We start from the raw sequence: 22090 nt of genomic DNA on the forward strand, positions 1-22090 counted from the left end.
CATGTTCGTGAACCGGCGCGACGTCCAGATCCAGTGGGGTGATTGCGACCCCGCCAACATCGTCTACTACCCGCGTTATTTCGCGATGTTCGACGATTCGACGTCAACCCTGTTCGAGGTCGCCGGCTTCTCCAAGCAGGATCTGGTTCGCAAATACGGCCTGGTGGGCATTCCCATGGTCGATACGCGGTCCAAATTCTACATTCCCTCGACCTATGGCGACTGGATCACCATCGAAACGAAGATCGAGAGCATCAAGCGCTCGAGCTTCGAGGTGAAGCACAACGTCTACAAGGGCGAGGCGCTTGCCATCGAAGGTTTTGAGACCCGCGTCCTGGTCGGCCGCGATCCCGTTAACCCCGACAAGCTGAAATCGGCACCGTTTCCTCCGGAGATGGTAGCGAAATTCACCGAGAATTAGATTCTGGAGCTAAATCGCCGCATCACCAAAAGACGGGGCTGAATTCATCCCCGATTTCTGCTTTCAAACAATAACGTCAAGGGAGGAAACAATGAAACGCTTTTACCTGACTGCTGCCATCGCGGCGGCCACGCTGGCGCTGCCGACCCTGCCCGGGCTGGCCCAGACCAACGAAATCACCATCGGCATCAGTGTGACCACTACGGGTCCTGCCGCCGCCCTCGGCATTCCCGAGCGCAATGCGCTGGAATTCGTGCCGAAGGAAATCGGCGGCGTGCCGCTGAAGGTGATCGTGCTCGACGACGGCGGCGACCCGACGACGGCAACCACGAACGCGCGCCGCTTCGTTACGGAGTCCAAGGCCGACATCATCATGGGCTCCTCGACGACACCGCCATCCATCGCGATCTCCAATGTCGCGAACGAAGCCGGCATTCCGCATTTCGGCCTTGCGCCGTTCCCAATCACGCCCGAGCGCGCCAAGTGGTCGGTGTCGATGCCGCAGCCGATTCCGATCATGGGCAAGGTGCTCTATGAACACATGAAGGCCCACAAGGTGAAGACGGTCGGCTATATCGGCTATTCCGACTCCTACGGCGATCTCTGGTTCAACGACTTCAAGGCGCAGGGCGTGCCGATGGGCATGACCATGGTCGACGAGGAGCGCTTCGCGCGGCCCGACACGTCTGTCACCGGACAGGTTCTGAAGCTCGTCGCCGCCAATCCCGACGCGATCCTGATCGGCGCCTCCGGTACCGCGGCCGCATTACCGCAGACCGAGTTGCGCGAGCGCGGCTATCAGGGCCTGATCTATCAGACCCATGGCGCCGCCAGCATGGACTTCATCCGCATCGCCGGCAAAGCAGCGGAAGGCGTGCTGATGGCTTCCGGTCCCGTCATGGATCCCGAGGATCAGCCGGACGAGGCCGCGACCAAGAAGCCGGGCCTCGCGCTCAACACGGCCTATGAGGCCAAGTACGGCCCGAACAGCCGCAGCCAGTTCGCCGGCCATTCCTACGATGCCTTCGAGGTCCTGAAGCGCATCATCCCGACCGCATTGAAGACGGCGAAGCCCGGCACGCCGGAATTCCGCGAGGCGATTCGCCAAGCCTGGTTGACCGAAAGGGAGATCCCGGCGAGCCAGGGTGTCTACAACTTCACCGAAAAAGATCGCTACGGTCTCGACGACCGCTCACGCATCCTGCTCACGGTCAAGAACGGCAAATACACGCTCGCGAAATAAGCGGCGATAGTTTCCGAGACGAGAGCTGGCCCATTGGGCCGGCTCTTTTCTTTTGTGCGATTGCGTCAGGCCGCTTGCCGCAGTGGCGCCCAGGCGAACTCCGGATAGTAGCTATCCATCATCCGGTCGACATAGGCGGTGAGGTTCGGAAATCCTTCCGCACGCTCGCGCAGACGGGATTCGAAGAACGGTGTGAGAATTCCGGCGAGCGCGCCGAACGCGGTCGCGTCGACCCCGCTGGGCTTGTTGCCCATCAGATAGGATTTGTCGCCGAGCTGCACCGACAGTGCAAACAGCGAGCGGACCGCGAGATCGACATCGTCGTCGGGAGCGTGACGGCCGAGGCCGGAAAGCAGGTAATTCTCGGCGACGCGGAATTGCGCGTCCTCGCGCAGCTTCTCGCGGCTGTGCTCGGGCGCCCCGTCGAAGAAACGCGCAGGGCCCTTGGCGAAATTGGCAGCATCGACCCAGCGCGCGCCGACCAGCGACCAATAGACGTGGTGCTCGATCATGCGCTCGAACGCCCAGGCTTGGGCGCGCTCGTGCAAAGAAAGGCCGGCGTCGAAGTCAAAGCCGTAGCGGCGCTCGATATGGGCGCGGATGAAGGTGGAATCGGCTACCGCCTCGCCGCCATCATCGATGAAAGGCAGCTGGCCCTTCGGCGACGCCGGCGGCATCGCGCGCTCCTTCCGGTAGGGCAGTCCCGCCATCTTGAGCTGCACCTCGGTCTTGGTGACGAAAGGGCTGATTTCCGGCAGGCCGAAGCCGGTGCCAAAGCCGTAAAGCGTGATCATTGGAGCTCTCCTGAACCTACCGAAAGAGTTGATGGAACCTAGTGCCGGGCTGCTGCCACCATGGTGGCAGCAGCCGTGATATCTTCTGCGAAACGGGCCCCCCGCCAGGCGCGGCCCATGACATGGCGGACCAGCGCGTCCGCAGCCCGTACCAGCGAGCGTGTCAGCATGGTCGCGAGCGCAACGCGGAGGTCGACGACGGTGAGATCGAAAAACGTGAGGCGGCTGAAGGCCCAGGCATACAGCGAGGCATGCAACGAGGCCTGGCTCCGCCACAACGGACCGGCCGGACCGAAATGGGTTGGAATGATCATGGACAAATCCTCTTCAGTCGATGTGTTGTCCCGGTATAGAACTCCCCTGCTGCCAACATCCTGTCAGCAGCGACACGCCGCTTTCTGATCTGGCCCCGATGAGAGAATTGTCATGAGACGCGCCGACCGGCTGTTTCAGATCATCCAGGTGCTGAGGCGCACCCGTAAGCCGCTGACAGCGGACGCGATTGCCGCCGAGCTCGAGACTTCGAAGCGAACGATCTATCGCGACATCGCAACGCTGATGGGCCAGCGTGTGCCGATCCGCGGTGAAGCCGGCATGGGCTACATTCTCGAGAAGGGATTTGACCTGCCGCCCTTGATGCTAACACCCGACGAGATCGAGGCGGCGGTGCTGGGCGCGCAATGGGTCGCGGGCCATGCCGATTCCACGCTGGCGCGCGCGGCCGAAGATCTGATGGCGAAGATCGCCGACACCGTGCCTGAGCGCCTGCGCCCCTTCGTGCTGGAGCCCGCAAGCCGCGCGCGGCCGAGCTGGAACAGGGAGCCTGATCGCCTGGACATGGCGCGCACGCGCACCCAGATCCACGAAGGCAAGAAGATCATGCTGCGCTATCGCGACGAGCAGGGCCGCCCCAGCGAGCGCATGATCTGGCCGATCTCGGTCGGCTATCTCGAAGCCGTGCGCCTGCTCGCGGCCTGGTGCGAGCTGCGCAGCGATTTCCGCAGCTTCCGCACCGACCGCGTCGTAGATGCCACCTATCTCGACGAAAGATATCCGGAGCGGCGCGACGTGCTGCGTGCGAAATGGCGGCAGAGCCTGGTCTGGGGGCCGCCTAAGGATACCTGACAAGGAAACGTGACGACGATGGAAGAGATCGATCTGTCGAGCTGTTGCCAGAGCTGCGGCGCCTGCTGCGGTTATTCGCAGAACTGGCCCCGCTTCTCGATCGAGAGCGACGAGGAGCTTGCAGCTATTCCAGAGGCGCTCGTCAACGAGCGTCAATCCGGCATGCGCTGCGAGGGCGATCGCTGTTCGGCGTTGCAGGGCGAGATCGGCAAGGCGACCGCCTGCGGCATCTACGCGATGCGGCCGGAGGTGTGCCGCACCTGCATGCCGGGCGACGCCGAATGCGCGATGGCGCGGCGGAAGTTCGGACTGCCTGTAATCGAGACCGCTTAAGCCGGAACCGCTTCGCCGACCTCGTCGTCGATCTCGTCGTCCAGCGGTGCGAACACCGAGAGCGGCTTGGTCGACAGCGTGATCGGCTTGCGGCCGCCCGACAGCGACGGGGACGATTTAGCCGAGCCCTCGCGCGACAGCGCATAGAGCGTCGAGCCGACACGGCCGCCGTTCTCGATCAGGTCGCGCTCGCTGCAGCTTCCTGCGATCGCGACGGCCAGCGAATGAAGATGGCTGCGGCGATAGCAGAACAGCGCCAGCCTGGCGCGCGCGTCAGGGGAAACACTCTCAACCAGCCTCGGCAGGCCACCCTCGCTGGCGCGGTACATCTCGCCAAGGAGTTCGTCGCGAACCGGGCAGAAATCGCTTTCATAAGCGTCGCGGCTTGAAAACATTGCAGTTCTCCCTCGTGTGGGGAAGATGCAGCGCAATTCTCTAATGAAAGGTTAACCACCCCGGGCGGTAGTCACCCGGGGTGCTTGCGCCCTGGCCGCGAATCAGAAGGCCCAGACGGGCCGAGGATCGGAAACAACCGGCCTCAGTTCGCCGCCATGAAGATGGAGAGACCGAAGCCGGTCAGATGGTGCAGGGCCTGGTCGACGCCGATCAGGGTCCAGAACCAGGGGTGCTCCTGGTTGACGCCGAAATTGGCCGAGACCAGTCCCTTCGCGCGGTCGATCGTGATGTGAATGAGGAAATCGATCAGCGCCACGAACCAGAATTTCGGCGCGACAATCAGGATCAGCGGCAGTGCAACCGCAAAGTGAATCAGGCAATGCACCAGAAGCGGCAAAGCCCAGCCGTGCTTCTGGTCCTTGCCGTGCGCCATCCAGGCGGTCTGCAGCACGAAATCGGCGATGATGTGCTTGAAGGTGAGCAGCAACATCCAGCCAATGAGCGCTTCGACCGGAACCGCCGATGACAGAGGTGGAAACGACAAAGCTGACGCCCTCGTTGACTCGAAAGAAAAAATGGAGCGTTCAGCGCAGCTTCTTCTTGGACCCCAGAACATCGGGACCGCCGATTTATGACATTTCCGGCGCCGGAATGCAGCCAGGGGAACTGGAAAATCGCCAACTGTGGCTAAACGGTGATAGCTTAACCAAACGACGCGGATCGGTTGGGTAGGGTTACCTTCGGCGCGGAATTTGCATTCCGTCGCTTGAGCGCTATCATCCTTAGGTAGAGGATTATCGTTCTTTTTTCAGACGCTTACGAATTTTTCGAGCGTGCCGCCGGCGATGGCCGTGCCGCCCGCCATCCCAGGAATAAGGCCAGAGTGCTGCCATGAGTGCTGAAGGCCCGACCTCGTCGACCGAGCTCCCGCCGCCCCGGCGTCCCAAGGTGATCAAGACCAATCAGCAGCAGGTCCTGCTGTATGTCGCGCTGACCCTGCTGCTGTCGCTGGCGACAGTCTGGGCCGGGCGCGCCTGGTTGCACAATTCGGAGACGCTGACCTTTGCCGTCGGCGCTGCCAACAGCGACGAAGCGCTGTTCGCGACCAAGCTCGCCGCACTGCTGAAGAACAGCGCCTCACGTTTCCGGATCAAGATCGTCAACAACGCCGACAACGCCAAGGCGCTCGCGCAGTTCGATCGCAGGCAGGCCGATCTTGCCGTGTTGCGCACCGACGCCAAGGTGCCGCTGCGCGCGCGCACGCTTGCGATCCTCGAGCACGATCTCGTGCTGCTGCTCGGCCCCGGCAACAAGAAGATCAAGTCGCTCGCGGAGCTCAAGAAGAAGAAGGTCGCGGTTCTCGCCGAGAATGATTCGTCCCTCGCCTTCGTCCGCAGCATCCTCGACATTCCCGCCGATAGCCCCGACGCCGCGAAGATCCAGATGGCGCCGCAGGGCGCGACGCTGGACAAGCTGTTCGCGCCGGCCAGCGGCTTTGGCGCGGTGATTGCCGTCGTCCACGCCTCCAAGGCCGTGCGCGACAAGGCTTATGAGCAGGTCGCCAAGCGCGGCGGCTTCACGCTGAATGCCATCGATGAAGCCAAGGCGTTAGCGCGCAAATTCCCGGGCATTTCCGACGAGACGCTGACAGCCGGCACGCTGTCCGCGTCGCCCGAGATTCCGGACGACGATCTCGATACGATCGGTCTCGAATTGCTGCTGGTCGCGCAATCCAAGATGTCGGCGACCACCGCCGGCGACCTCGCGCGCATCGTCTACGAGAACAAATCCGCGCTCGGACTCGACAGCGGCTTTGCGACCCATATCGAGCCGGCCTCCGTCGAGAAGGACGCCTTCGTGATGGCACATCAAGGCGCGGCCGACTACATCAACGACGACACCAAGTCGTTCATGGATAAGTACAGCGACATGATGTATCTGGGCGCCGCCGCGCTCAGCGTCATCGGCTCGATTTTCGCCGCGATCTACACCAAGATCACCCGCGTCGCGCCGGAAAAGGCGAGCGAGCTCTCCACCGCAATCCTCGATATCGGCGAGCGCATCGAGCACGCCCACTCGCTGGATCAGCTCGAGTGCCTCCAGGACGAGCTCGAAGGCATCTTGCGCGGCGCGGTGATCGGCTTGCGCGACGGCACGATCAGTACCGACGGCCTCGATACGTTCAAGCTCGGCTACGAATTCGTCCGCGACGACATTGGGATGCGCCGCGACTACCTGAAGCGCCACGCCGGCGAGATCGAGAAGATCGCCGCCCCCGCCGCGCTCCCCCCGTCCGAAGACAGCAATGTCGTCGTGGTGAAGACAGCTCAGAGTGCCTGACCTATCGATTCGCGCCGAGATGCCGGGACACTCGCCCTTTTGGCGAATCGCTGCCTGCCGCCCGTGGAACCGTTTCCTCACCACAATTGTTGGTTTCCGGCGCAATGGGAGAACGCACCATGCGTATGCTCCTTGTCATCATCTTGCTGGGAATGCTGGTTGCGGTCGGTTACTTCGGCTATTCGGCCATGGCGGTCGAAGGCGGCCCGATCCCGACGGAGGGTTATGTGGCACTGGCGCTGGGAGCGGGGTTCTCCCTAGTCGTCGGCATCGGCCTGATGATGTTGCTGTTCCTGAGCAGCCGCCGCGGCTATGACGAACCTCCAAATTTCAAATAGCGCCCGGCACCACCCCAGCCATAGTGGACGAAGCATCCGCGCCGCGATCCGAGCGGATGGTGTGGCTGCCCGCCCGTCGTTGACGGCCCCGATGCGGGCGGGCACTTTGGCGCCCAAGTCCCAGCCCGGGACCGCAAGGACCAGCACCGAGCCACCATCCCGCATGTCCAAGCCAATGTTTCCTGCTCTGGCCCAGTTCGTGGCCGCGACCGCCGGCCGCAACATGACCAAGGCGGCCTATGTGGCCGTGACCGTCGGCGTGGTCAGCATGGTGCTGCTGACGCTCGATCCGGCCTATGAGGCGGCGCACCGCTGGGTCGACTTCCTGCTGTGCGCCAGTCTCGTCTATTTCGTGTTCGAATGGCTGGTCCGGCTGCGCCACATGGCGCGGCAGGGGCGGCTGGGCCTTTACATATCTTCCTTCGCTGGGCTGGTCGACGCCTTGGGGGCGCTGGCCGTGCCGGTCGCGCTGATCCTCGGCGCCGAGCCCAAGACCGCCTGGCTGCTGAGCGTGCTCTGGGTCTTGAAGGTGGTGCCGGGCATTCCCGGCCTGCGCCAGCTCCGCCGCGTGCTGGTGCTGGAATCGGGGCCGCTGGTCAGCGTGCTCGTGATCTTCCTGATGGTGGTCTTCCTCGCCTCAGTCGCCGAATATTTCCTGGAGCGGGACGTGCAGCCGCAGACGTTCGGCAGCGTCCCTGCCGCGCTGTGGTGGGCGGTCGTCACGCTGACGACGACGGGCTACGGCGATGTCGTGCCGGTCACGCCGCTCGGCCGCATGGTGGCGGCGCTGGTGATGATCTCCGGCCTCGGCGTGTTCGGCCTCTGGACTGGTATTCTGGCAACCGGTTTCGCGGCGGAAACGCGGCGTGACAACTTCCTCAAGACCTGGGAATCCGTCAGCAAGGTGCCGTTCTTCGCGGCGCTGGGCCCAGCGGCCATCGCCGACGTCACCCACATGCTGCGCACCATGGAGCTGCCAGCGCGCACCATGATCATCCGCAAGGGCGCGCAAGGCGACTGCATGTATTTCATCGCGGCCGGCGCGGTCGAGGTCGATCTCCCCGGCAAGAAGGTACAGCTCGGCGAGGGCGCGTTCTTCGGCGAGATGGCGCTGCTCGGCAACAACATGCGCGGCGCCAATGTCTCGACCACGAAAGTGTCGCGGCTGCTGGTGCTCGACCTCGTCGACTTCCGCGTATTGATGGCGCGGCATCCTGATCTGGCCGAGACCATTGATGCCGAAGCGAAGCGCCGCGCGCTCGAAAACAAGTAAGTGGAGACAACAATGTCTGAGACCGCCGACGCGGCCAGTGGCCCCGTGCTCGAAATCAGTGGCGCCCGCGCTACGATCCGCTTGAACCGGCCGATGCATCTCAACCGGCTCCAGGCGGAGGATCTCGGCGAACTGTTAAGACTGTTCGACCGGGTCGAGGCCGACCCTGATATCCGCGTGCTGGTGCTGACCGGCACAGGACGCGCCTTCTCAGCCGGCTATGACCTCAATTCGGTCGCCGAGCGGGCGGTCAGCGCCAACGAGCAGCAGAGCGCGGGTTCAGCCTTCGAAGTCGTCGTCAACCGGCTGGAGGATCTCGGCGTGCCCACGATCTGCCGTCTCAATGGCGGCGTCTATGGCGGCTCGACCGATCTCGCGCTCGCCTGCGATTTCCGCATCGGCGTCGACACCGCCGAGATGTTCATGCCGGCGGCACGGCTCGGACTGCACTATTACAGGAGCGGCATCAAACGTTATGTGGCGAGGCTCGGCGTCGACAACGCCAAGAAGCTGTTTCTCACCGCACAGAAGATCACCGCTCCGGAGATGCTGCGGATCGGCTATTTGACCGCCATGGTCGCGGTGGAATTTCTGGACGAGGAGGTCGACAAGCTCGCCAACATTCTCGCTGGCAATGCGCCCAACGCGATGCGCGGCATGAAACGCGCAATCAACGAATTCGCCCGCGGCGAGCTGGATGAGCAAGCTGCCGACCAGCGCCACCGCGACAGCATGCGCGGCGACGAGATCAAGGAAGGCATCAAGGCGTTCGCGGAGAAAAGAGCGCCGCGGTTTTGAGCGATGAGTGAGGGAGTCTGAGGACGCGCCTCACACTCAGTCGTCGCCCCGGACAAGCGAAGCGCAGACGCCCGCTCCCCTCACCCTCCCACAGCCGCCGCATGCTGTGCCGCCATCTCATCATCCGCCGCATTGATGCGCTGGAATGCCGGCCGCGAGGTGATGCGCTCGCAATAGCGGACGAACACATCCTTCTTCGGCACGATGCCGAACATCATGGTCCAGTTGAACGCGACGCCCCACAGGATATCGGCGGCGGTCATCCGCTCGCCGAGCAGATACGGCCCTTTCGACAACTGCGCCCCGAGCGCACCCAGCATGGTGTCGTAATCGGCGTAGGGTGACTGCGTGATCGGCGCGGGCTCGCGCTGCATGAACTTGTCGATCAGCGCCGGCTCGAAGGAGGAGCCATAATAGGTGGTCCAGCGCAAATAGGGACCGCGCAGCGGATCGTTGAGCGCGGGCGTAAGGCCAGCCTGCGGAAAGAGATCTGCAAGATAGATGTAAATCGCGACCTGCTCGGTCACGAGCGCCTCGCCATGCCGGATCGCCGGCACCTTGCCGAGCGGATTGATGGCGAGATAGGCCGGCTGCCGCTGCTCGCCCGCCTTCATATTGAGGATTTGGAGATCGTAGGGCGCGCCCAACTCCTCCAGCAGCACCCGAGTGCCGGTGGCCCGGCTTTGCGGCGAATAATAGAGCGTGATGCGGTTCGGATCGGTCATGGCGGGTCTCCCTCGGGCCGGCTTGCGATGGCCCACCTTGTAGCGGACCATACCTGACATCCTGTGTCAGGTATGGTTTAACGGATCATGCGCGCGAGCCGGATGCTGTCGATCCTCACCACCCTTCAGGCCAAAGGGCAGGTCACTGCGCCCGAGCTCGCAGAGGCCTGCGAGGTCTCGGTCCGCACGATCTATCGCGACATCGACGCGCTCGCGGCATCCGGCGTCCCCGTCTACGCCGACCGAGGCGCGGAGGGCGGCTACCGCCTGCTCGATGGCTATCGCGTGCGGCTGAATGGCCTGTCGCAGAGCGAAGCAGGGACTTTGTTTCTCGCAGGGCTCCCAGGCCCGGCAGCGGCGCTGGGGCTGGATGCCGCGATGATCGCCGCACAGAACAAGCTGATGGCGGCGCTGCCCACGAATCTGCGCGAAGATGCCGGCCGGATGCGGGAGCGTTTTCATCTGGACGCGCCGGGCTGGTTCGGTGAGGCAGAAGAACCAAAGCATCTGCGCACGATCGCCGGCGCGGCCCTGCGCGGGACGTTCATCAAAATCCGCTATCAGAGCTGGCGCGCCGAGAAGCAGCGCCGTGTCGCCCCGCTCGGCCTCGTGCTGAAGAGCGGCAGCTGGTATCTCGCGGGACAAGTCGACGGCAGCGTGCGCACCTATCGCATCGCCCGGGTGCTCGACTGCACAGCACTCGACGATCGCTTCGATCGTCCCACCGATTTTGATCTCGCCGCCTATTGGCAGGATGCGACGCTGCGGCTCGAAGCCGAGATGCATCCGAATGTCGCGATCGTGCGGCTGTCGCCACTCGGCGTCAAATTGCTCGACGCACTGAGCCAGCCTTACGTCAGGGCGCGCACGCAGCTCGAAGAGGCCGCTGATGGCGACGGCTGGCGCATTGCGAGAGTGCCGACCGGAAAAACCTCGTGGCATGCCGCGGCCGAATTGCTACGGCTCGGAGCCGAAGCCGAAGTGCTGGAGCCTGCCGATCTCCGCGAGAAGATGGCCGAGATGACGCAGGCGATGGCCGCGCGCTATCGCGCGGCGCAGAAAGCCTAACGGCGGCGCTTTTCGCCGCGGCCGACGAAACAATCCTGAAACACGATTCTCCCTTCTCCGTGTGAACGCAATCACGCTTCGGCCCGACCGAGAAGCAGGGACACAACAACGGCCTCGCGCCACACTGGAGAATGAGAATGTTTCGCAAGCTTGCACTTGGTCTGATTGCCGCCGGTTCGCTCGGCGCTGCCGCACTCGCGCCCACCGCCGCGTCGGCCCACGGCTTCCATCATTACTGGGGTCCCGGCTGGGGCTTTGGCGGCATCTACGTCAACACTGGCGTCAACAACTGCTACCAGGAACGCGTCGTCCAGACCCATCACGGCATGCGCGTCCGCGTCGTGAACGTCTGCGCCTACGGGATCTACTGATATCGTGCCTTCACGACAAAGCTCCGGTCGCGCGGCGGCCGGAGTTTTGCGTTGAGCTGAGCGACTTCAGGGTTAGCTGATTTGCCGATGCCGGCGAAACCAGGCCCAGGTCTCGCGCGTCGTTCTGATATAGCCGCGTCCGCGATAGACGATCTCGCCGTCAACGATGCCGTTCAGCTTCGGCAGTGCGTGAAACGGGATCGACGGATAGGCGTGGTGCTCGACGTGGTAGGGCATGTTCCACGCAATCCATTTGACGATCGCCGCGGTGTAGATCGTGCGAGTATTCTGGAACGCGCTGCGAGTGCGCTCGCAGCCGGTGTGCTCGGCGTAGAGATAGGGTCGCAGGAAGAACTGCCCGATGATGAGCGGCACGATCCAGACCCACAGAAGCAGCGCGGACGAGAACCACAGCGACAATGCGAGCACCAACGCGTAGGACGCGACATAGACCCGTGCTTCGGCCACGATAGTGCCGCACTTGTTTTCGGGAATCCAGGGCACGACGACCTTGCCGGTCACGGCATGGCCGAGCATCAGCCGGAGGCGGCCGGCAACCTGAAGCAATCCGCTATAGGCGATCGCGAGTTGCGTGTCGGATGCCGGCTTGGCACCGACGATCAGCTCCGGGTCTTTCTCCGGATCCTGGGTGTAGCGATGATGGTCCCAGTGGAACAGGCAATAATATTCGTAAGGAAGTCCGATGATGAAGGCCGAGAGATAGCCGACCGCGAGATTGAGGCCGCGGCTCCTGAACGCGGTCTTGTGCGCGGTCTCGTGCACCGCCATGAACAGGAAGGCGACGAGATAGCCCTGCGGCACCATCAGCGGCAGCGCCCAGAGCACGCCATGGCGCGACGACACCATCCAGATCAGCGCGCCAACCAGCACGATCATGCCGTAGTGACCGAGGCTTTGCGCCGCACCCCTGAGGTTCGAGCGCACCGACAATTCGCGCAACATCACCGGGCTGAGCGGCTTCAGGCGATGGCCGGGCCCTGCAACGATTGCGTCAGTCATGATCGGGGACCTGCTTTACTCGCGAAGGAGCTCTGCGATCTCGGCCTTGAGAAAAGCCTGGTCGCGCGGATTGTTGACGGGATTGCCGGCGCGGTGACCGTGCAGCGACGGGATCGGATGCAGCACGGCTGATTTCGCATTGGTCAGCTTGCCGAGCTCGTCCTCGTTGTCGCGAACGTCGAAATAGCGATCGGTCGCGCCCGGCATCAGCAGCATATGCGCCTTGATCGCCGCCAGCGCTCGGGCGAGATCTCCGCCGAAGGCCGCGCCGCGGCTGATATCGCCGCGCTGCCAGATGCCGATCTGCGCCAAGAGATCGTTGGCGTCGCGCCGCGCAAACGCCGCGTCCCAGGCGCGGACGAGATAGTCTTCCAGTGAGCTGAAACCCGCTGCCCGCCACATCTCGTCGCGATAGAAACCGTGCGACATCGCCCAGCCGGCGTAGACGCGCCCCATGGCGCGATAACCGACGACAGGTTTTTCGACGAAGCGGCCGTCGCGGAAGGCCGGATCGCCGGTCAGCGCGGCCTTCACGCTTTCGAGGAAAACATAGTTGTAGGGCGCACAGCGCGCGCTGCCGCAGACGACCGCCGCACGCACGACCATATCTGGATGTAACGCAGCCCAATGGTAGGTCTGCATGCCGCCCATCGACCAGCCATAGACCAGCGCGAGTTTTGTGATGCCAAAGCGCTCGGTGAGCAGCCGGTGCTGGACCGCAATCGCGTCGTGATAGGTGAGCTCCGGGAATGGCGCATCGCCGGAGTTCGACGGAGACGAGGACAGGCCGTTGCCGAACAGGTTCGGGATGACGATGAAATAACGGGTGGGGTCGAGCACGCCGTCGGGCCCGATCAGCCACTCGGTGTCGAAGTGCTGCGCACTGAACGAGGTCGGATAGAGAATGACGTTGTCTTTGGCCGGGCGGAGCGTGCCGTAGGTCTTGTAGGCGAGCTTCATCGCGGGGAAGACGACGCCCGACTGAAGCGGGACGTCGCCGGCCTCAAACATCTCGTACTCGCGCTGCCCGGTCATGCGTCCAACTCCCGCCCACGCGGCTGCAGAACGCGCCCGCCGCGACAACGATGCATCGATCGTGCCGGACCAGCAAACGCATCGTTGCGTGTACTAACTGTACCAATAGTACATTTATTTACCAGAGACAACGGAGATTTCTGACTGTCGCCTGGCTTAGGCAATGGCCGCGATGTATCGGTCCACCGATGCCGCAAAGGCTGCCTTGGCGCCCGAAGCGATGTTGCGGCTCCACCAAGCGCCATAGATGCGATCGAAGGGGAGCGGCTCCACAGCGGCTGCAATCCGCCGCACTGCGGCGGCGTTGAGCGGCATGTAGTTCGGATAGGAATACATGAAGCTGAGGAAGCGGCGGTCCATCGTCACTTGCGCGATATCGCCGGTGAGCAGCGCGCCCTTGCCCTCCACGCCGCGCGAATAGTGTAGCATGGTGGCGCCTGCGAAATGGCCGCCGGTGCGCAACAGCAGAACATCGTCCGAGATACGATGTTGATCGCCGGTCCAGTGCACGATCGACGGGTGTGGACGCGTCACCCATTGCTCGTCGTCAGCGTGAAGATACACCGGCACACCACCGAACGCTTCGCTCCAGTCGGCAAGGGCGCCATAGTAATGCGGGTGCGAGATCGCGATCGCCGTCAATCCGCCGAGTGATTTGACATGCGCGATCGCCTCTGAGGTTGCCAGCGGGATGCAGTCCCACATCACGCGTCCCTTGCCATCGGGGATGAGCAGCGCGCGCTGGCCGATCGCGAAGTTCGGCTCAAGCGCAATGCCGGTGAGGCCGAGATCGTCGCGCCAGACGAGGCGGTGACGTTCGGCGAGCGTCTCGCGGGTCAGGAAGGTCTGCCCGTTCCAGTTCACATATTGCCGCTCGTCCTCGCAGATCGGACAGGACGCCGGTGGCTGTCCGCTGTCCGGGAATTGCGCGCCGCAGGTTTCGCAGGTCCAGAGAGGCATGGCCGTGATCCAGAAAGGAGAACAGGATACCTGTGAGGTGACATCGCCGCCCTCCAATCGCAAGTCCGGAGGAACCAACGCGATTGGCACATGTTACTTTTCGGTCCGCCCCGGCACAATTGGCCGGCCGTCTCCGCTTGCACGAGACCCCTTTAGTAGCATCACGTTCAGCGTCTCGATGACATCGCGCCCTTCCTCACCCCGTATCTGGCCTCTCTACGCCGTCAACTTCTTTATGGCCGACATGCAGTCGGGCATCGGACCGTTTGTCGGCGTGTTTCTCCAGGAGCGAGGCTGGGCGACCGGGCTGATCGGCACGGCGCTGACGATCGGCAATGTCGCGGGCATGCTGGTCACGACGCCGATCGGCGGCTTCATCGATTCCAGCCGCAACAAGCGGCTGTGGGTGGTCATCCCCGGCATCTGCGTGGTGCTTGCCTCCGCCATCATCCTGATCTCGCAGAATTTCTGGGCGGTAACGTTCTCGCAGGTGGCGCAATCGCTGGCGAGCGCTGCGATCGTGCCTGCGGTCACCGGCATCACGCTCGGCATCGCCAAGCAAAAAGGTTTCAACGCGCTGAACGGGCGCAACCAGGCTTTCAACCATGCAGGCAACATGGTGGGCGCGGCGCTGTCGGGCTATCTCGGCTACAAATTCGGCTATGTCGCCGTATTCGTGCTCGCCGCCGCCTTCGGTGCGATCGCAATCGCTTGCGTGCTGATGATCCCCGCCAAATCCATCGATGATCGCCAGGCCCGCGGCAGCAAGGAGGACGAGAGCAAGAACCCGCCGGACGCCATGTCCGTCCTCTTCAAGCACAAGCCACTCCTGGTGCTGGCGTTTGCGCTTGCCATCTTCCATCTGGGCAATGCGGCGATCATCCCGCTCTATGGCCTTGCGGCGGTGGCCCAGCAACAGGCCAACGGCCCGAGCTTCGTTGCGACCACCGTCGTCATTGCGCAGGGCGTGATGGTCGTGACGTCGCTGGTCGCCATGCAGGTCGCAGGAAAGCGCAACTACTGGCCGGTCATCCTGGTGTCCTTCATGTTTCTGCCGATCCGCGGCGTGCTCGCCTTTTTCGTGACGGGATGGTGGGGCGTGGTGCCGATGCAGGTGCTGGATGGCATCGGCACCGGACTGCAGACAGTCGCCGTCCCCGGCATGGTGGCACGCTCGCTCGATGGCACCGGCCGCATCAATCTCGGCCAGGGCGCCGTGATTACGGTGCAAGGCGTCGGCGCGAGCCTGAGCCCGGCGCTCGGCGGCTGGATCGCGCAATGGATCGGCTACGGCCCGACCTTCCTGCTACTCGGCTGCTTCGGCCTCGCGTCAATGGCGCTGTGGCTGGCGTTCGGTGCGCACGTGAAGAAGTATTGAGCCGCGTCCCCTCTCCCCCATTCTTACTAAATCGCCTTGTCGAGCGTCTCGCCGCCCAGGAAGCGCTGGCGCAACTCGCGCTTGAGCAGCTTGCCGCTGGGGTTTTTCGGCAGGCTGTCGACGAAGATCACGCGTTTCGGCACCTTGAAATGCGCCATCTGGCCCGCGCAGTGCTGGATGACGGCATCTTCATCCAGCTTCTCGCCAGTCTTAACCACGACGATTGCGGTAACCGCCTCGATCCAGCGCGGATCGGGCAGGCCGACGACGGCGACTTCGGAGACTGCGGGAATACGGTAGACCATCTCCTCGACCTCGCGGCTTGCGACGTTCTCGCCGCCGGTCTTGATCATGTCCTTGACGCGATCGACCACGGTGATGTGGCCTTCGGCGTCAACGGTGGCGAGATCACCGGAGTGAAACCAACCGCCGGCAAACGACGCCGCGGTCTTCACGGGATCGTTGTAATAGCCGGAGAGCAGATGCGGCGAGCGGTGCACGATCTCGCCGACTTCGCCGACTTTCACATCCTCCATCCCCGTATTCACTACCCGCGTCTCGACATTGAGCACAGGCTTGCCGGCCGAACCGGCCTTGCGCAGCTGGTCCTCGGGACGCAGCACGGTCGCGAGCGGCGCGATCTCGGTCTGGCCGTAGAAATTCCAGAACCTGACGTTGGGCAGACGCCGCTGCAGCTCGAGCAGCACCTCCACCGGCATGATCGAGGCGCCGTAATAGCCCTTCCGAAGCGTTGACAGGTCGGTCTTGTCGAAATTCGGCGAGCGCAGCATCGCGATCCAGATCGTCGGCGGCGCGAAGAACGAGGTGATCCTGTGCGCCTGGATCAGCGCCAGAATGTTGTCGGCGGTGGGCTTACCGGTAATGACGCCGGAGGCGCCGAGATAGACTTGAGGCCCCAGGAACACGTCGAGCTGGGCGCAATGATAGAGCGGCAGCGCGTGCAGGAACTTGTCGTCCACGCTCATGCCGCCATCGATGATGCAGCTGACATACTGCCACATCACGGCCTCATGGGTCAGCATCGCGCCCTTGGGCAGGGATTCCGTGCCGCTGGTGTAGACGATCTGCGCGAGATCGCGGCTGTCGACGGAGGCCTCGAGGTACGAGCCGTCGGCATCAAGGAGATCGTTGAAGATGGTGAGACCCGCAGGCGCCGTGGCGGAATCCTCGCCCGGCAGCCAGATCATCTTTTCGACGGCGCAATCCTTGGCTGATGCCGCACGCGCGGGTTCGACGAAATCCGGTCCCGTCGCGAGCAGCTTCGCGCCGGAGCTCTTCAGGATGAAATTGATCTCGTCGGAATTGAGCATGAAGTTGATCGGCACCAGCACCGCACCGATCCGCGCCACCGCAAAGCGCAGGGCGGCGAAGGCGTGCGAATTGCGCGAGAGTACGGCAAGACGGTCGCCCTTCTTGACGCCGAGGCCGAGCAGGCCGCGGCCAAGTCGGTTGCAGATCGCGTCCATCTCGGCAAAGGTCCAGCTCACGCTGCCGCAGCTCACCGCGAGCTTGGTCGGCTCGCGCCCCGCGGAGCGGCGCAGGAGATCGCCGATGGAGTGCTCGCGCGCTTTCGAGATGGTGGCTCCGATGTCGCCGGTCATGCGTCCCTCCGTGTGATGTCTTTATTTGCTAAGTTTATTGCTTCGAATCTTGCGTCTTGCCTGTTTGCGCTATCTGCGCCGGGCCGCCTGCGCGTGCTCCATGTACATGTGCTCGACCGACCGGTCGAGCGAGGCGATCCTCTCGAACCCCCGCCGCCAGTCCTGCAAATGCCGGCGCGTCCAGAGGACGCCGACCTCGCAATCACGGCGGCGGATCGCGTCAATGAGATGGCGGTGGGCGGCGACGAGGCGCGGGCCGCCTTCGGCCACACCAGTTACGATCATCTCGGTGGTCGGATAGAACAATTGCGCCGCCGGCTCGCGCGCGAGCTGGAGCACGCGGTTCTGCGAGGCCTTTGCGACCAGCACGTGGAATTCAGCGTCGCATTCCGCAAGCGCCGCGGGATCGCCAAGCACAGCCTCGCTGCGAGCAAGGTTGTCGGTGAGATCGGCGAGGTTCTCCTCGGTCGCGCGCTCGACCGCGCCTTCGATGCTGGCGATCTCCAGCGTCATCGAGGCCTCGTAGAGCTCGCGGAACGTCACTTCATGCAGCACCAGCGCGCGACTGAGGCGGCTCGCGAGCTTGCTGTAGCGCGGCAGGCAGGCATGCAGCCGGCGCGAGGAATCGCGGCTGATCAGTCCGCCCTCCTCCAGCACGCGGATGCCCTCGCGAATGGTCGATCGGTTGACGCCGAACTGCCGGACAAGATCATGCTCGGTCCCGATGGGATCGCCGGGCTTGATACGGCCATTGACGATCTCGCGTTCGATGGCGTCGGCAACCTTCTGATAGGCCGGTGCGACATCGATCGGACGGAAGAGAGGTGCGAGGGGCAAATTCGGCTCCAATGGCGTTTGTCGGACAAACTATAGGATCGGCCTGATAGCGCGTCAAACTGCGTCATTCCTGCCGCATACGCAGCAAATTGACTCCTGCGGAACTCGGCCCTAACTTTGTCGGACAAAGGGACGAAACAGTCCCGCAGGAAGGAAACGTATCCATGAGACCTATCGCGGCACTCGTGTCTGCGGCCGGCTTGCTGTCGGTTGCCCTGGTCGCCCCCGCATCCGCCCAGCAGACGCCACTCAAGATCGGCCTGCTCTCCGACTTCTCCTCGGTCTATTCCGACATCGGCGGCCAGGGGAATCTCGAGGCCACCAAGATGGCGATCGAGGATTTCGGCGGGCAGATGTTCGGCAAGCCGATCGACATGGTTGCGGCCGACGTGCTCAACAAGCCCGACGTCGCCTCCACCATCGCCCGCAAATGGTGGGAGACCGAAGGCGTCGACATGATCATCGATCTGCCGACCTCGGCTACTGCGCTCGCTGTAATGGAGCTGTCGAAGCAGTACGAGAAGATCATGATCGTGACGGATGCGGCGAGTTCCGACATCACCGGCAAATCCTGCTCGCCCTACACCGCGCACTGGACCTACGACACCTATTCCAACGCCCATACCGTCGGCAGCGCCATCGTCAAGAATGGCGGCGACAGCTGGTTCTTCCTCACCGCCGACTACGTGTTCGGCCATTCCATCGAGCGCGACACTGGCGATGTCGTGAGGGCGGCCGGCGGCAAGGTGCTCGGCAGCGTCAAGCATCCGCTCAACACAGCTGATTTCTCGTCCTTCCTGCTCCAGGCGCAGGCCTCCAAGGCCAAGATCATCGGGCTTGCCAATGGTGGCGGCGACACCATCAATGCGATCAAGCAGGCCGGCGAGTTCGGCATCGTCGCCGGTGGCCAGAACCTGGCTGCGATCGTGATGTTCATCTCGGATGTGCACAGCCTGGGGCTCAAGCTGGCGCAGGGCCTAATCATCACCGAGGCCTATTATTGGGACCTCAACGACAAGACCCGCGCCTTCGGCAAGCGCTTCATGGAGCGCATCAAGCGCATGCCGACAATGAACCAGGCCGCGACCTACAGCGCGACGCTGCATTACCTCAAGGCCGTGCAGGCCGCCGGCACCAAGGACACCAAGACTGTGATGGCCAAGATGCGCGAGCTTCCGGTGAAGGATGCCTTCACCGACAACGGTAGCTTGCGCGAGGACGGCCGCATGGTGCACAGCATGTTCCTGTTCCAGGTGAAGAAGCCCGAGGAATCCAAGGCGCCGTGGGACTATTACAAGCTGCTCGCCGAGGTACCGGCCGACCAGGCTTTCCGTCCGCTGAAGGATGGCGGCTGTCCGCTGGCGAAGTGAGCTTGTGGACCTACCTCCTTCCGGGCAGCTCCACGACATTGCATCACGCGGAAAAACCAGCGAGCACTCCTTCAGAAATTTCTGGATCAGCCCCCTTTCTGATGACCGGTCTCTGCGCTAGGAATGACGACAAGGGCGCAAAGCCCACGCCTGGATCAACAACAACGCCAAATGGTCCGGGATGACATATGGGGAGGCAGCGTGAATCTCGCTCGCCGGCGACCTTGGACGAATGCGTTCTCGACGGAAGCGCTGTGCACGCGTATTCTGGAACGGCATCGCGCCTCCATCCGCGTGCAGAAGCCGCGGCTCGCCGTCGCAAATCTAGCACGCATCACCGGCGCCACTCTCGCGCTCTCCGACAAACATAGTTTTCACGCAACCACGCTGCGCCAGCTCGCGGAGATCTCCGGCCTGAGGACTGGCACGTGAAGCGCGCCAAGTATCGCAAATGCGGCACGTCGATCGACGGATACATCGATGGCGTCGGCCACTTCGTCAGCGCCGCATTGTCGAGTGGCAGCCTTATCAGCGGATGTACGTCCGGCGGGCTACGCTCGAGGCCAAAGCCGATGGCACATCCATAGCAAGGATCAGGCGATGAAGCGTTTCCGAATGAGCCAGCAGGAGATCGTTTTCGTTGTCTTCGCGCTGCTGTTCCTCGTGTTCTCGATCTTCCTGAACGGCTTTCTGACGGCTGAGAACATGCTGACGCTGCTTCAGAACGTGGCAGTGCTCGGCATCCTTGGCCTCGCCATGGCGATCGTCGTGATCGGGCGCGGCATCGACATCTCGCTGATCGCGGCCCTCGCGGTGCCCCCGGGGCTCGTGCTTCAGATGGTGCAGAACGGCCATTCGCTGCCGTTCTCGCTGCTGATCGCGGTGCTGCTCACGATCGCCTTCGGCCTCGTCAATGGCTGGCTGATCGCCTATGCCGAGGTGCCCTCGTTGTTTGCGACGCTGGCAACGGGCCTGCTGCTCGCCGGGCTAGGACAAGCTGCGCTGTTCCAACTCGACGTCGTGCAATGGAGCCCGGGCATGAACGGCTTCGAACGTCTCGGACAGGGCACCGTTCTCGGCATTCCGACCTCGATCTGGATGTTCGCGATCGCCTGCATCGTGGTCGCATTCCTGCTGCGCCAGACCCGATGGGGCGCTTATATCTATGCAATCGGCGACAACCCTTACGCCGCGCGCGTTACCGGCATTCCCTCCCGCCCGATCATTGTCCTGCAATATGTGATCACCGCCCTGATCGGCTGCTTTGCTGGCCTCGTGCTGGCGGCTTCCGTCAATTCGATGCCGACCCGCATCTTCAACTCGACGCTGATCTACGACGTGATCCTGGTCGTCGTGCTGGGCGGCATAGGGCTATCAGGCGGTCGCGGCGGCGTGCTCAACGTCATCATCGGCACGCTGCTGATCGGCACCATGCTCAACGGCATGACCATCATGGACATCTCCTACGCCGGGCAAAATCTCATCAAAGGCGTGGTGCTGCTGCTCGCCGTCATCACGGATTCCTTCCTGAATCCGCGCAACGAAGAAACGGCACAGCAAGGCGACATCTGAACGACCGACAAGAACGACGACCATAACCAAGGAGGAAGCAATGAAACATCTTGGCAATCCGACAAAGGCAATCGTTTCCGCACTGGCTCTCGCGGCACTGACCGGACCGGCTCTCGCCCAGCAGGGCCTGGACGAGCCGTTCCAGAAGCCGTTCAAGGAGGCGCTCGCCGGCAAGACCGTGGCCTATGTGCCGGTGGCCATGAACTTCGATCTCACCGAGGGCTGGTACGCCGGGCTGAAGAAGGAGCTCGAGCCGTTCGGCGTCAAGTTCGTGATCCGCGATGCCAATTGGAACACCAATGCCGGCGCCCAGGCCGTCACCTCGCTGATCTCCGAGAAGCCGGCGGTGATGGTGGTGCACAATCCGGACGTGCAGACCTACGCCAAACTGCTCCAGCGCGCCGAGAACGAGGGCATCTACGTCATCCAGATCAACATGGGCTCGGCCTATCGAAGCTCCGCCTTCGTCGGCGCCAACTGGGTCGAGATCGGCGAGCGGCAGACCGAAGGCGTCGTCAAGGCCTGCGAGGGCAAGTCGAACAAGATCGCGATCATCCAGGGCGCGCTGTCGGCGGCGGCGAGCGCCTATACGCTCAAGGGCGTCGAGAACGTTCTCGCCAAGCATCCGGAGATCAAGGTGGTGTCGAGCCAGGCCGCCGATTGGGACGCCGCCAAGGCCAAGGCGATCACGCAAACGGTGCTGAAGCAGAATCCCGATCTCTGCGGCATCGTCGGCTTCTGGGACGGCATGGACATCGGCACCGCAGCCGCGGTCAAGGAAGCAGGTCTGACCGGCAAGGTGTTTCTCGCCACCTCAGGCGGCGGCGAGCGCAAGGGCGCCTGCGAGCTGGTCAAGTCCGGCGCGTTCGATCTCAACATGAGCTACGACGTGCCGACCCAGGCGGCGCAGATGGCCGGCACGATCAAATGGCTGCTGTCGTCGGGCGCGAAGCCCGGCTCGATCAAGGGTTCGGAATACACCACGCTGATTCCGATCACCAAGGAGAACGCCGACAGCCAGACGGCCTGCTGGAATCTCAGCGACCTGAAGAAATAGGCCGGCGCCGACGC

Annotated in this window: 25 protein-coding genes; 15 read left to right on the forward strand and 10 right to left on the reverse strand. The window is 63.2% G+C overall.

Going from position 1 to position 22090, the window contains the following annotated elements:
- Window position 1: 1 nt before the first annotated feature.
- On the forward strand, window positions 2–421 hold the full coding sequence (locus YUA_RS0110565) for a thioesterase family protein (RefSeq protein ID WP_027530657.1): 420 nt from the start codon (window positions 2–4) through the stop codon (window positions 419–421).
- Between the two features lie 91 nt (window positions 422–512).
- Window positions 513–1664 (forward strand): ABC transporter substrate-binding protein, encoded by a 1152-nt coding sequence (locus YUA_RS0110570; protein WP_027530658.1) that lies wholly within the window; start codon window positions 513–515, stop codon window positions 1662–1664.
- A gap of 65 nt (window positions 1665–1729) precedes the next feature.
- Here YUA_RS0110570 and YUA_RS0110575 read toward each other — a convergent pair whose 3' ends face one another.
- The gene (locus YUA_RS0110575) at window positions 1730–2458 is read right to left on the reverse strand and encodes a glutathione S-transferase family protein (protein WP_027530659.1); all 729 of its coding nucleotides are present in this window, start codon (window positions 2456–2458) and stop codon (window positions 1730–1732) included.
- A gap of 38 nt (window positions 2459–2496) precedes the next feature.
- Window positions 2497–2772, reverse strand: a complete 276-nt coding sequence (locus YUA_RS0110580) for a hypothetical protein (protein WP_027530660.1) — start codon at window positions 2770–2772, stop codon at window positions 2497–2499.
- A 112-nt stretch (window positions 2773–2884) separates the two neighbouring features.
- On the opposite strand from YUA_RS0110580, the gene YUA_RS0110585 reads away from it, so the two are divergent.
- Both YUA_RS0110585 and YUA_RS0110590 read left to right on the forward strand, forming a co-directional pair.
- Window positions 2885–3583, forward strand: a complete 699-nt coding sequence (locus YUA_RS0110585; protein ID WP_027530661.1) for a YafY family protein — start codon at window positions 2885–2887, stop codon at window positions 3581–3583.
- Window positions 3584–3601: 18 nt separating this feature from the next.
- Window positions 3602–3916 carry a YkgJ family cysteine cluster protein gene (locus YUA_RS0110590; protein ID WP_027530662.1) on the forward strand — a complete coding sequence of 105 codons (315 nt, stop codon included), beginning with the start codon at window positions 3602–3604 and terminating at the stop codon, window positions 3914–3916.
- Here the strand turns inward: YUA_RS0110590 and YUA_RS0110595 are convergent.
- Both YUA_RS0110595 and YUA_RS0110600 read right to left on the reverse strand, forming a co-directional pair.
- Window positions 3913–4311 (reverse strand): hypothetical protein, encoded by a 399-nt coding sequence (locus YUA_RS0110595; protein WP_027530663.1) that lies wholly within the window; start codon window positions 4309–4311, stop codon window positions 3913–3915. The genes YUA_RS0110590 and YUA_RS0110595 overlap by 4 nt on opposite strands.
- Before the next feature lie 143 nt (window positions 4312–4454).
- A complete protein-coding gene (locus YUA_RS0110600) occupies window positions 4455–4802 on the reverse strand; it encodes a DUF3307 domain-containing protein (RefSeq protein ID WP_051383144.1) in 348 nt (115 codons plus the stop codon).
- A gap of 401 nt (window positions 4803–5203) precedes the next feature.
- Between YUA_RS0110600 and YUA_RS0110605 the strand changes: the two genes are divergently transcribed.
- The 4 genes from YUA_RS0110605 (at window position 5204) to YUA_RS0110620 (ending at window position 9061) form a co-directional block, all read left to right on the forward strand.
- A complete protein-coding gene (locus YUA_RS0110605; RefSeq protein WP_027530665.1) occupies window positions 5204–6652 on the forward strand; it encodes a TAXI family TRAP transporter solute-binding subunit in 1449 nt (482 codons plus the stop codon).
- A 119-nt stretch (window positions 6653–6771) separates the two neighbouring features.
- A complete protein-coding gene (locus YUA_RS0110610) occupies window positions 6772–6990 on the forward strand; it encodes a hypothetical protein (RefSeq protein WP_027530666.1) in 219 nt (72 codons plus the stop codon).
- Between the two features lie 163 nt (window positions 6991–7153).
- A complete protein-coding gene (locus tag YUA_RS0110615) occupies window positions 7154–8263 on the forward strand; it encodes a cyclic nucleotide-gated ion channel (protein ID WP_027530667.1) in 1110 nt (369 codons plus the stop codon).
- Window positions 8264–8275: 12 nt separating this feature from the next.
- A complete protein-coding gene (locus YUA_RS0110620; protein ID WP_027530668.1) occupies window positions 8276–9061 on the forward strand; it encodes an enoyl-CoA hydratase/isomerase family protein in 786 nt (261 codons plus the stop codon).
- Window positions 9062–9141: 80 nt separating this feature from the next.
- Here YUA_RS0110620 and YUA_RS0110625 read toward each other — a convergent pair whose 3' ends face one another.
- Complete coding sequence (locus tag YUA_RS0110625; RefSeq protein ID WP_027530669.1) at window positions 9142–9786, reverse strand: glutathione S-transferase family protein; 645 nt, start codon at window positions 9784–9786, stop codon at window positions 9142–9144.
- Window positions 9787–9873: 87 nt separating this feature from the next.
- Between YUA_RS0110625 and YUA_RS0110630 the strand changes: the two genes are divergently transcribed.
- Window positions 9874–10854 carry a YafY family protein gene (locus YUA_RS0110630; protein WP_027530670.1) on the forward strand — a complete coding sequence of 327 codons (981 nt, stop codon included), beginning with the start codon at window positions 9874–9876 and terminating at the stop codon, window positions 10852–10854.
- 137 nt (window positions 10855–10991) lie between these two features.
- Window positions 10992–11225 carry a hypothetical protein gene (locus YUA_RS0110635; RefSeq protein ID WP_027530671.1) on the forward strand — a complete coding sequence of 78 codons (234 nt, stop codon included), beginning with the start codon at window positions 10992–10994 and terminating at the stop codon, window positions 11223–11225.
- A gap of 72 nt (window positions 11226–11297) precedes the next feature.
- Here YUA_RS0110635 and YUA_RS0110640 read toward each other — a convergent pair whose 3' ends face one another.
- The 3 genes from YUA_RS0110640 to YUA_RS0110650 form a co-directional block, all read right to left on the reverse strand.
- On the reverse strand, window positions 11298–12245 hold the full coding sequence (locus YUA_RS0110640; protein WP_027530672.1) for a fatty acid desaturase: 948 nt from the start codon (window positions 12243–12245) through the stop codon (window positions 11298–11300).
- 15 nt (window positions 12246–12260) lie between these two features.
- Window positions 12261–13280, reverse strand: coding sequence for an alpha/beta fold hydrolase (locus YUA_RS0110645; RefSeq protein ID WP_027530673.1), 1020 nt, complete (start codon window positions 13278–13280; stop codon window positions 12261–12263).
- A 156-nt stretch (window positions 13281–13436) separates the two neighbouring features.
- Entirely contained in the window at window positions 13437–14240 is an 804-nt protein-coding gene (locus YUA_RS0110650; protein ID WP_027530674.1) for an MBL fold metallo-hydrolase, read from the reverse strand.
- A gap of 178 nt (window positions 14241–14418) precedes the next feature.
- Between YUA_RS0110650 and YUA_RS0110655 the strand changes: the two genes are divergently transcribed.
- Window positions 14419–15618, forward strand: coding sequence for an MFS transporter (locus YUA_RS0110655; RefSeq protein ID WP_027530675.1), 1200 nt, complete (start codon window positions 14419–14421; stop codon window positions 15616–15618).
- A 26-nt stretch (window positions 15619–15644) separates the two neighbouring features.
- Here the strand turns inward: YUA_RS0110655 and YUA_RS0110660 are convergent, their stop codons facing one another.
- Window positions 15645–17240 carry an acyl-CoA synthetase gene (locus YUA_RS0110660; RefSeq protein WP_027530676.1) on the reverse strand — a complete coding sequence of 532 codons (1596 nt, stop codon included), beginning with the start codon at window positions 17238–17240 and terminating at the stop codon, window positions 15645–15647.
- A gap of 69 nt (window positions 17241–17309) precedes the next feature.
- Window positions 17310–18077 (reverse strand): FadR/GntR family transcriptional regulator, encoded by a 768-nt coding sequence (locus YUA_RS0110665; protein WP_035970826.1) that lies wholly within the window; start codon window positions 18075–18077, stop codon window positions 17310–17312.
- Between the two features lie 164 nt (window positions 18078–18241).
- Between YUA_RS0110665 and YUA_RS0110670 the strand changes: the two genes are divergently transcribed.
- The 4 genes from YUA_RS0110670 (at window position 18242) to YUA_RS0110685 (ending at window position 22076) form a co-directional block, all read left to right on the forward strand.
- Window positions 18242–19447, forward strand: coding sequence for an ABC transporter substrate-binding protein (locus tag YUA_RS0110670; protein ID WP_027530678.1), 1206 nt, complete (start codon window positions 18242–18244; stop codon window positions 19445–19447).
- Window positions 19448–19648: 201 nt separating this feature from the next.
- Window positions 19649–19879 (forward strand): hypothetical protein, encoded by a 231-nt coding sequence (locus YUA_RS50940; protein ID WP_035970785.1) that lies wholly within the window; start codon window positions 19649–19651, stop codon window positions 19877–19879.
- A 168-nt stretch (window positions 19880–20047) separates the two neighbouring features.
- On the forward strand, window positions 20048–21019 hold the full coding sequence (locus YUA_RS0110680) for an ABC transporter permease (protein WP_027530680.1): 972 nt from the start codon (window positions 20048–20050) through the stop codon (window positions 21017–21019).
- 40 nt (window positions 21020–21059) lie between these two features.
- Entirely contained in the window at window positions 21060–22076 is a 1017-nt protein-coding gene (locus YUA_RS0110685) for a sugar ABC transporter substrate-binding protein (RefSeq protein WP_027530681.1), read from the forward strand.
- The last annotated feature ends 14 nt before the right edge of the window (window positions 22077–22090 follow it).

Source organism: Bradyrhizobium sp. WSM3983 (assembly GCF_000473045.1).
Taxonomy (GTDB): Bacteria; Pseudomonadota; Alphaproteobacteria; order Rhizobiales; family Xanthobacteraceae; genus Bradyrhizobium.

What these genes read in the sequence shown, in the direction of transcription:
- YUA_RS0110645 (WP_027530673.1), bottom strand. Translation starts at nt 13,280, where the DNA reads ATGACCGGGCAGCGCGAGTACGAGATGTTTGAGGCCGGCGACGTCCCG.
- YUA_RS0110585 (WP_027530661.1), top strand. Translation starts at nt 2,885, where the DNA reads ATGAGACGCGCCGACCGGCTGTTTCAGATCATCCAGGTGCTGAGGCGC.
- YUA_RS0110600 (WP_051383144.1), bottom strand. Translation starts at nt 4,802, where the DNA reads ATGTTGCTGCTCACCTTCAAGCACATCATCGCCGATTTCGTGCTGCAG.
- YUA_RS0110680 (WP_027530680.1), top strand. Translation starts at nt 20,048, where the DNA reads ATGAAGCGTTTCCGAATGAGCCAGCAGGAGATCGTTTTCGTTGTCTTC.
- YUA_RS0110660 (WP_027530676.1), bottom strand. Translation starts at nt 17,240, where the DNA reads ATGACCGGCGACATCGGAGCCACCATCTCGAAAGCGCGCGAGCACTCC.
- YUA_RS0110620 (WP_027530668.1), top strand. Translation starts at nt 8,276, where the DNA reads ATGTCTGAGACCGCCGACGCGGCCAGTGGCCCCGTGCTCGAAATCAGT.
- YUA_RS0110605 (WP_027530665.1), top strand. Translation starts at nt 5,204, where the DNA reads ATGAGTGCTGAAGGCCCGACCTCGTCGACCGAGCTCCCGCCGCCCCGG.
- YUA_RS0110640 (WP_027530672.1), bottom strand. Translation starts at nt 12,245, where the DNA reads ATGACTGACGCAATCGTTGCAGGGCCCGGCCATCGCCTGAAGCCGCTC.
- YUA_RS0110685 (WP_027530681.1), top strand. Translation starts at nt 21,060, where the DNA reads ATGAAACATCTTGGCAATCCGACAAAGGCAATCGTTTCCGCACTGGCT.
- YUA_RS0110630 (WP_027530670.1), top strand. Translation starts at nt 9,874, where the DNA reads ATGCGCGCGAGCCGGATGCTGTCGATCCTCACCACCCTTCAGGCCAAA.
- YUA_RS0110590 (WP_027530662.1), top strand. Translation starts at nt 3,602, where the DNA reads ATGGAAGAGATCGATCTGTCGAGCTGTTGCCAGAGCTGCGGCGCCTGC.
- YUA_RS0110670 (WP_027530678.1), top strand. Translation starts at nt 18,242, where the DNA reads ATGAGACCTATCGCGGCACTCGTGTCTGCGGCCGGCTTGCTGTCGGTT.
- YUA_RS0110655 (WP_027530675.1), top strand. Translation starts at nt 14,419, where the DNA reads ATGACATCGCGCCCTTCCTCACCCCGTATCTGGCCTCTCTACGCCGTC.
- YUA_RS0110570 (WP_027530658.1), top strand. Translation starts at nt 513, where the DNA reads ATGAAACGCTTTTACCTGACTGCTGCCATCGCGGCGGCCACGCTGGCG.
- YUA_RS0110575 (WP_027530659.1), bottom strand. Translation starts at nt 2,458, where the DNA reads ATGATCACGCTTTACGGCTTTGGCACCGGCTTCGGCCTGCCGGAAATC.
- YUA_RS0110595 (WP_027530663.1), bottom strand. Translation starts at nt 4,311, where the DNA reads ATGTTTTCAAGCCGCGACGCTTATGAAAGCGATTTCTGCCCGGTTCGC.
- YUA_RS0110650 (WP_027530674.1), bottom strand. Translation starts at nt 14,240, where the DNA reads ATGCCTCTCTGGACCTGCGAAACCTGCGGCGCGCAATTCCCGGACAGC.
- YUA_RS0110635 (WP_027530671.1), top strand. Translation starts at nt 10,992, where the DNA reads ATGTTTCGCAAGCTTGCACTTGGTCTGATTGCCGCCGGTTCGCTCGGC.
- YUA_RS0110610 (WP_027530666.1), top strand. Translation starts at nt 6,772, where the DNA reads ATGCGTATGCTCCTTGTCATCATCTTGCTGGGAATGCTGGTTGCGGTC.
- YUA_RS0110625 (WP_027530669.1), bottom strand. Translation starts at nt 9,786, where the DNA reads ATGACCGATCCGAACCGCATCACGCTCTATTATTCGCCGCAAAGCCGG.
- YUA_RS0110565 (WP_027530657.1), top strand. Translation starts at nt 2, where the DNA reads ATGTTCGTGAACCGGCGCGACGTCCAGATCCAGTGGGGTGATTGCGAC.
- YUA_RS0110580 (WP_027530660.1), bottom strand. Translation starts at nt 2,772, where the DNA reads ATGATCATTCCAACCCATTTCGGTCCGGCCGGTCCGTTGTGGCGGAGC.
- YUA_RS0110615 (WP_027530667.1), top strand. Translation starts at nt 7,154, where the DNA reads ATGTCCAAGCCAATGTTTCCTGCTCTGGCCCAGTTCGTGGCCGCGACC.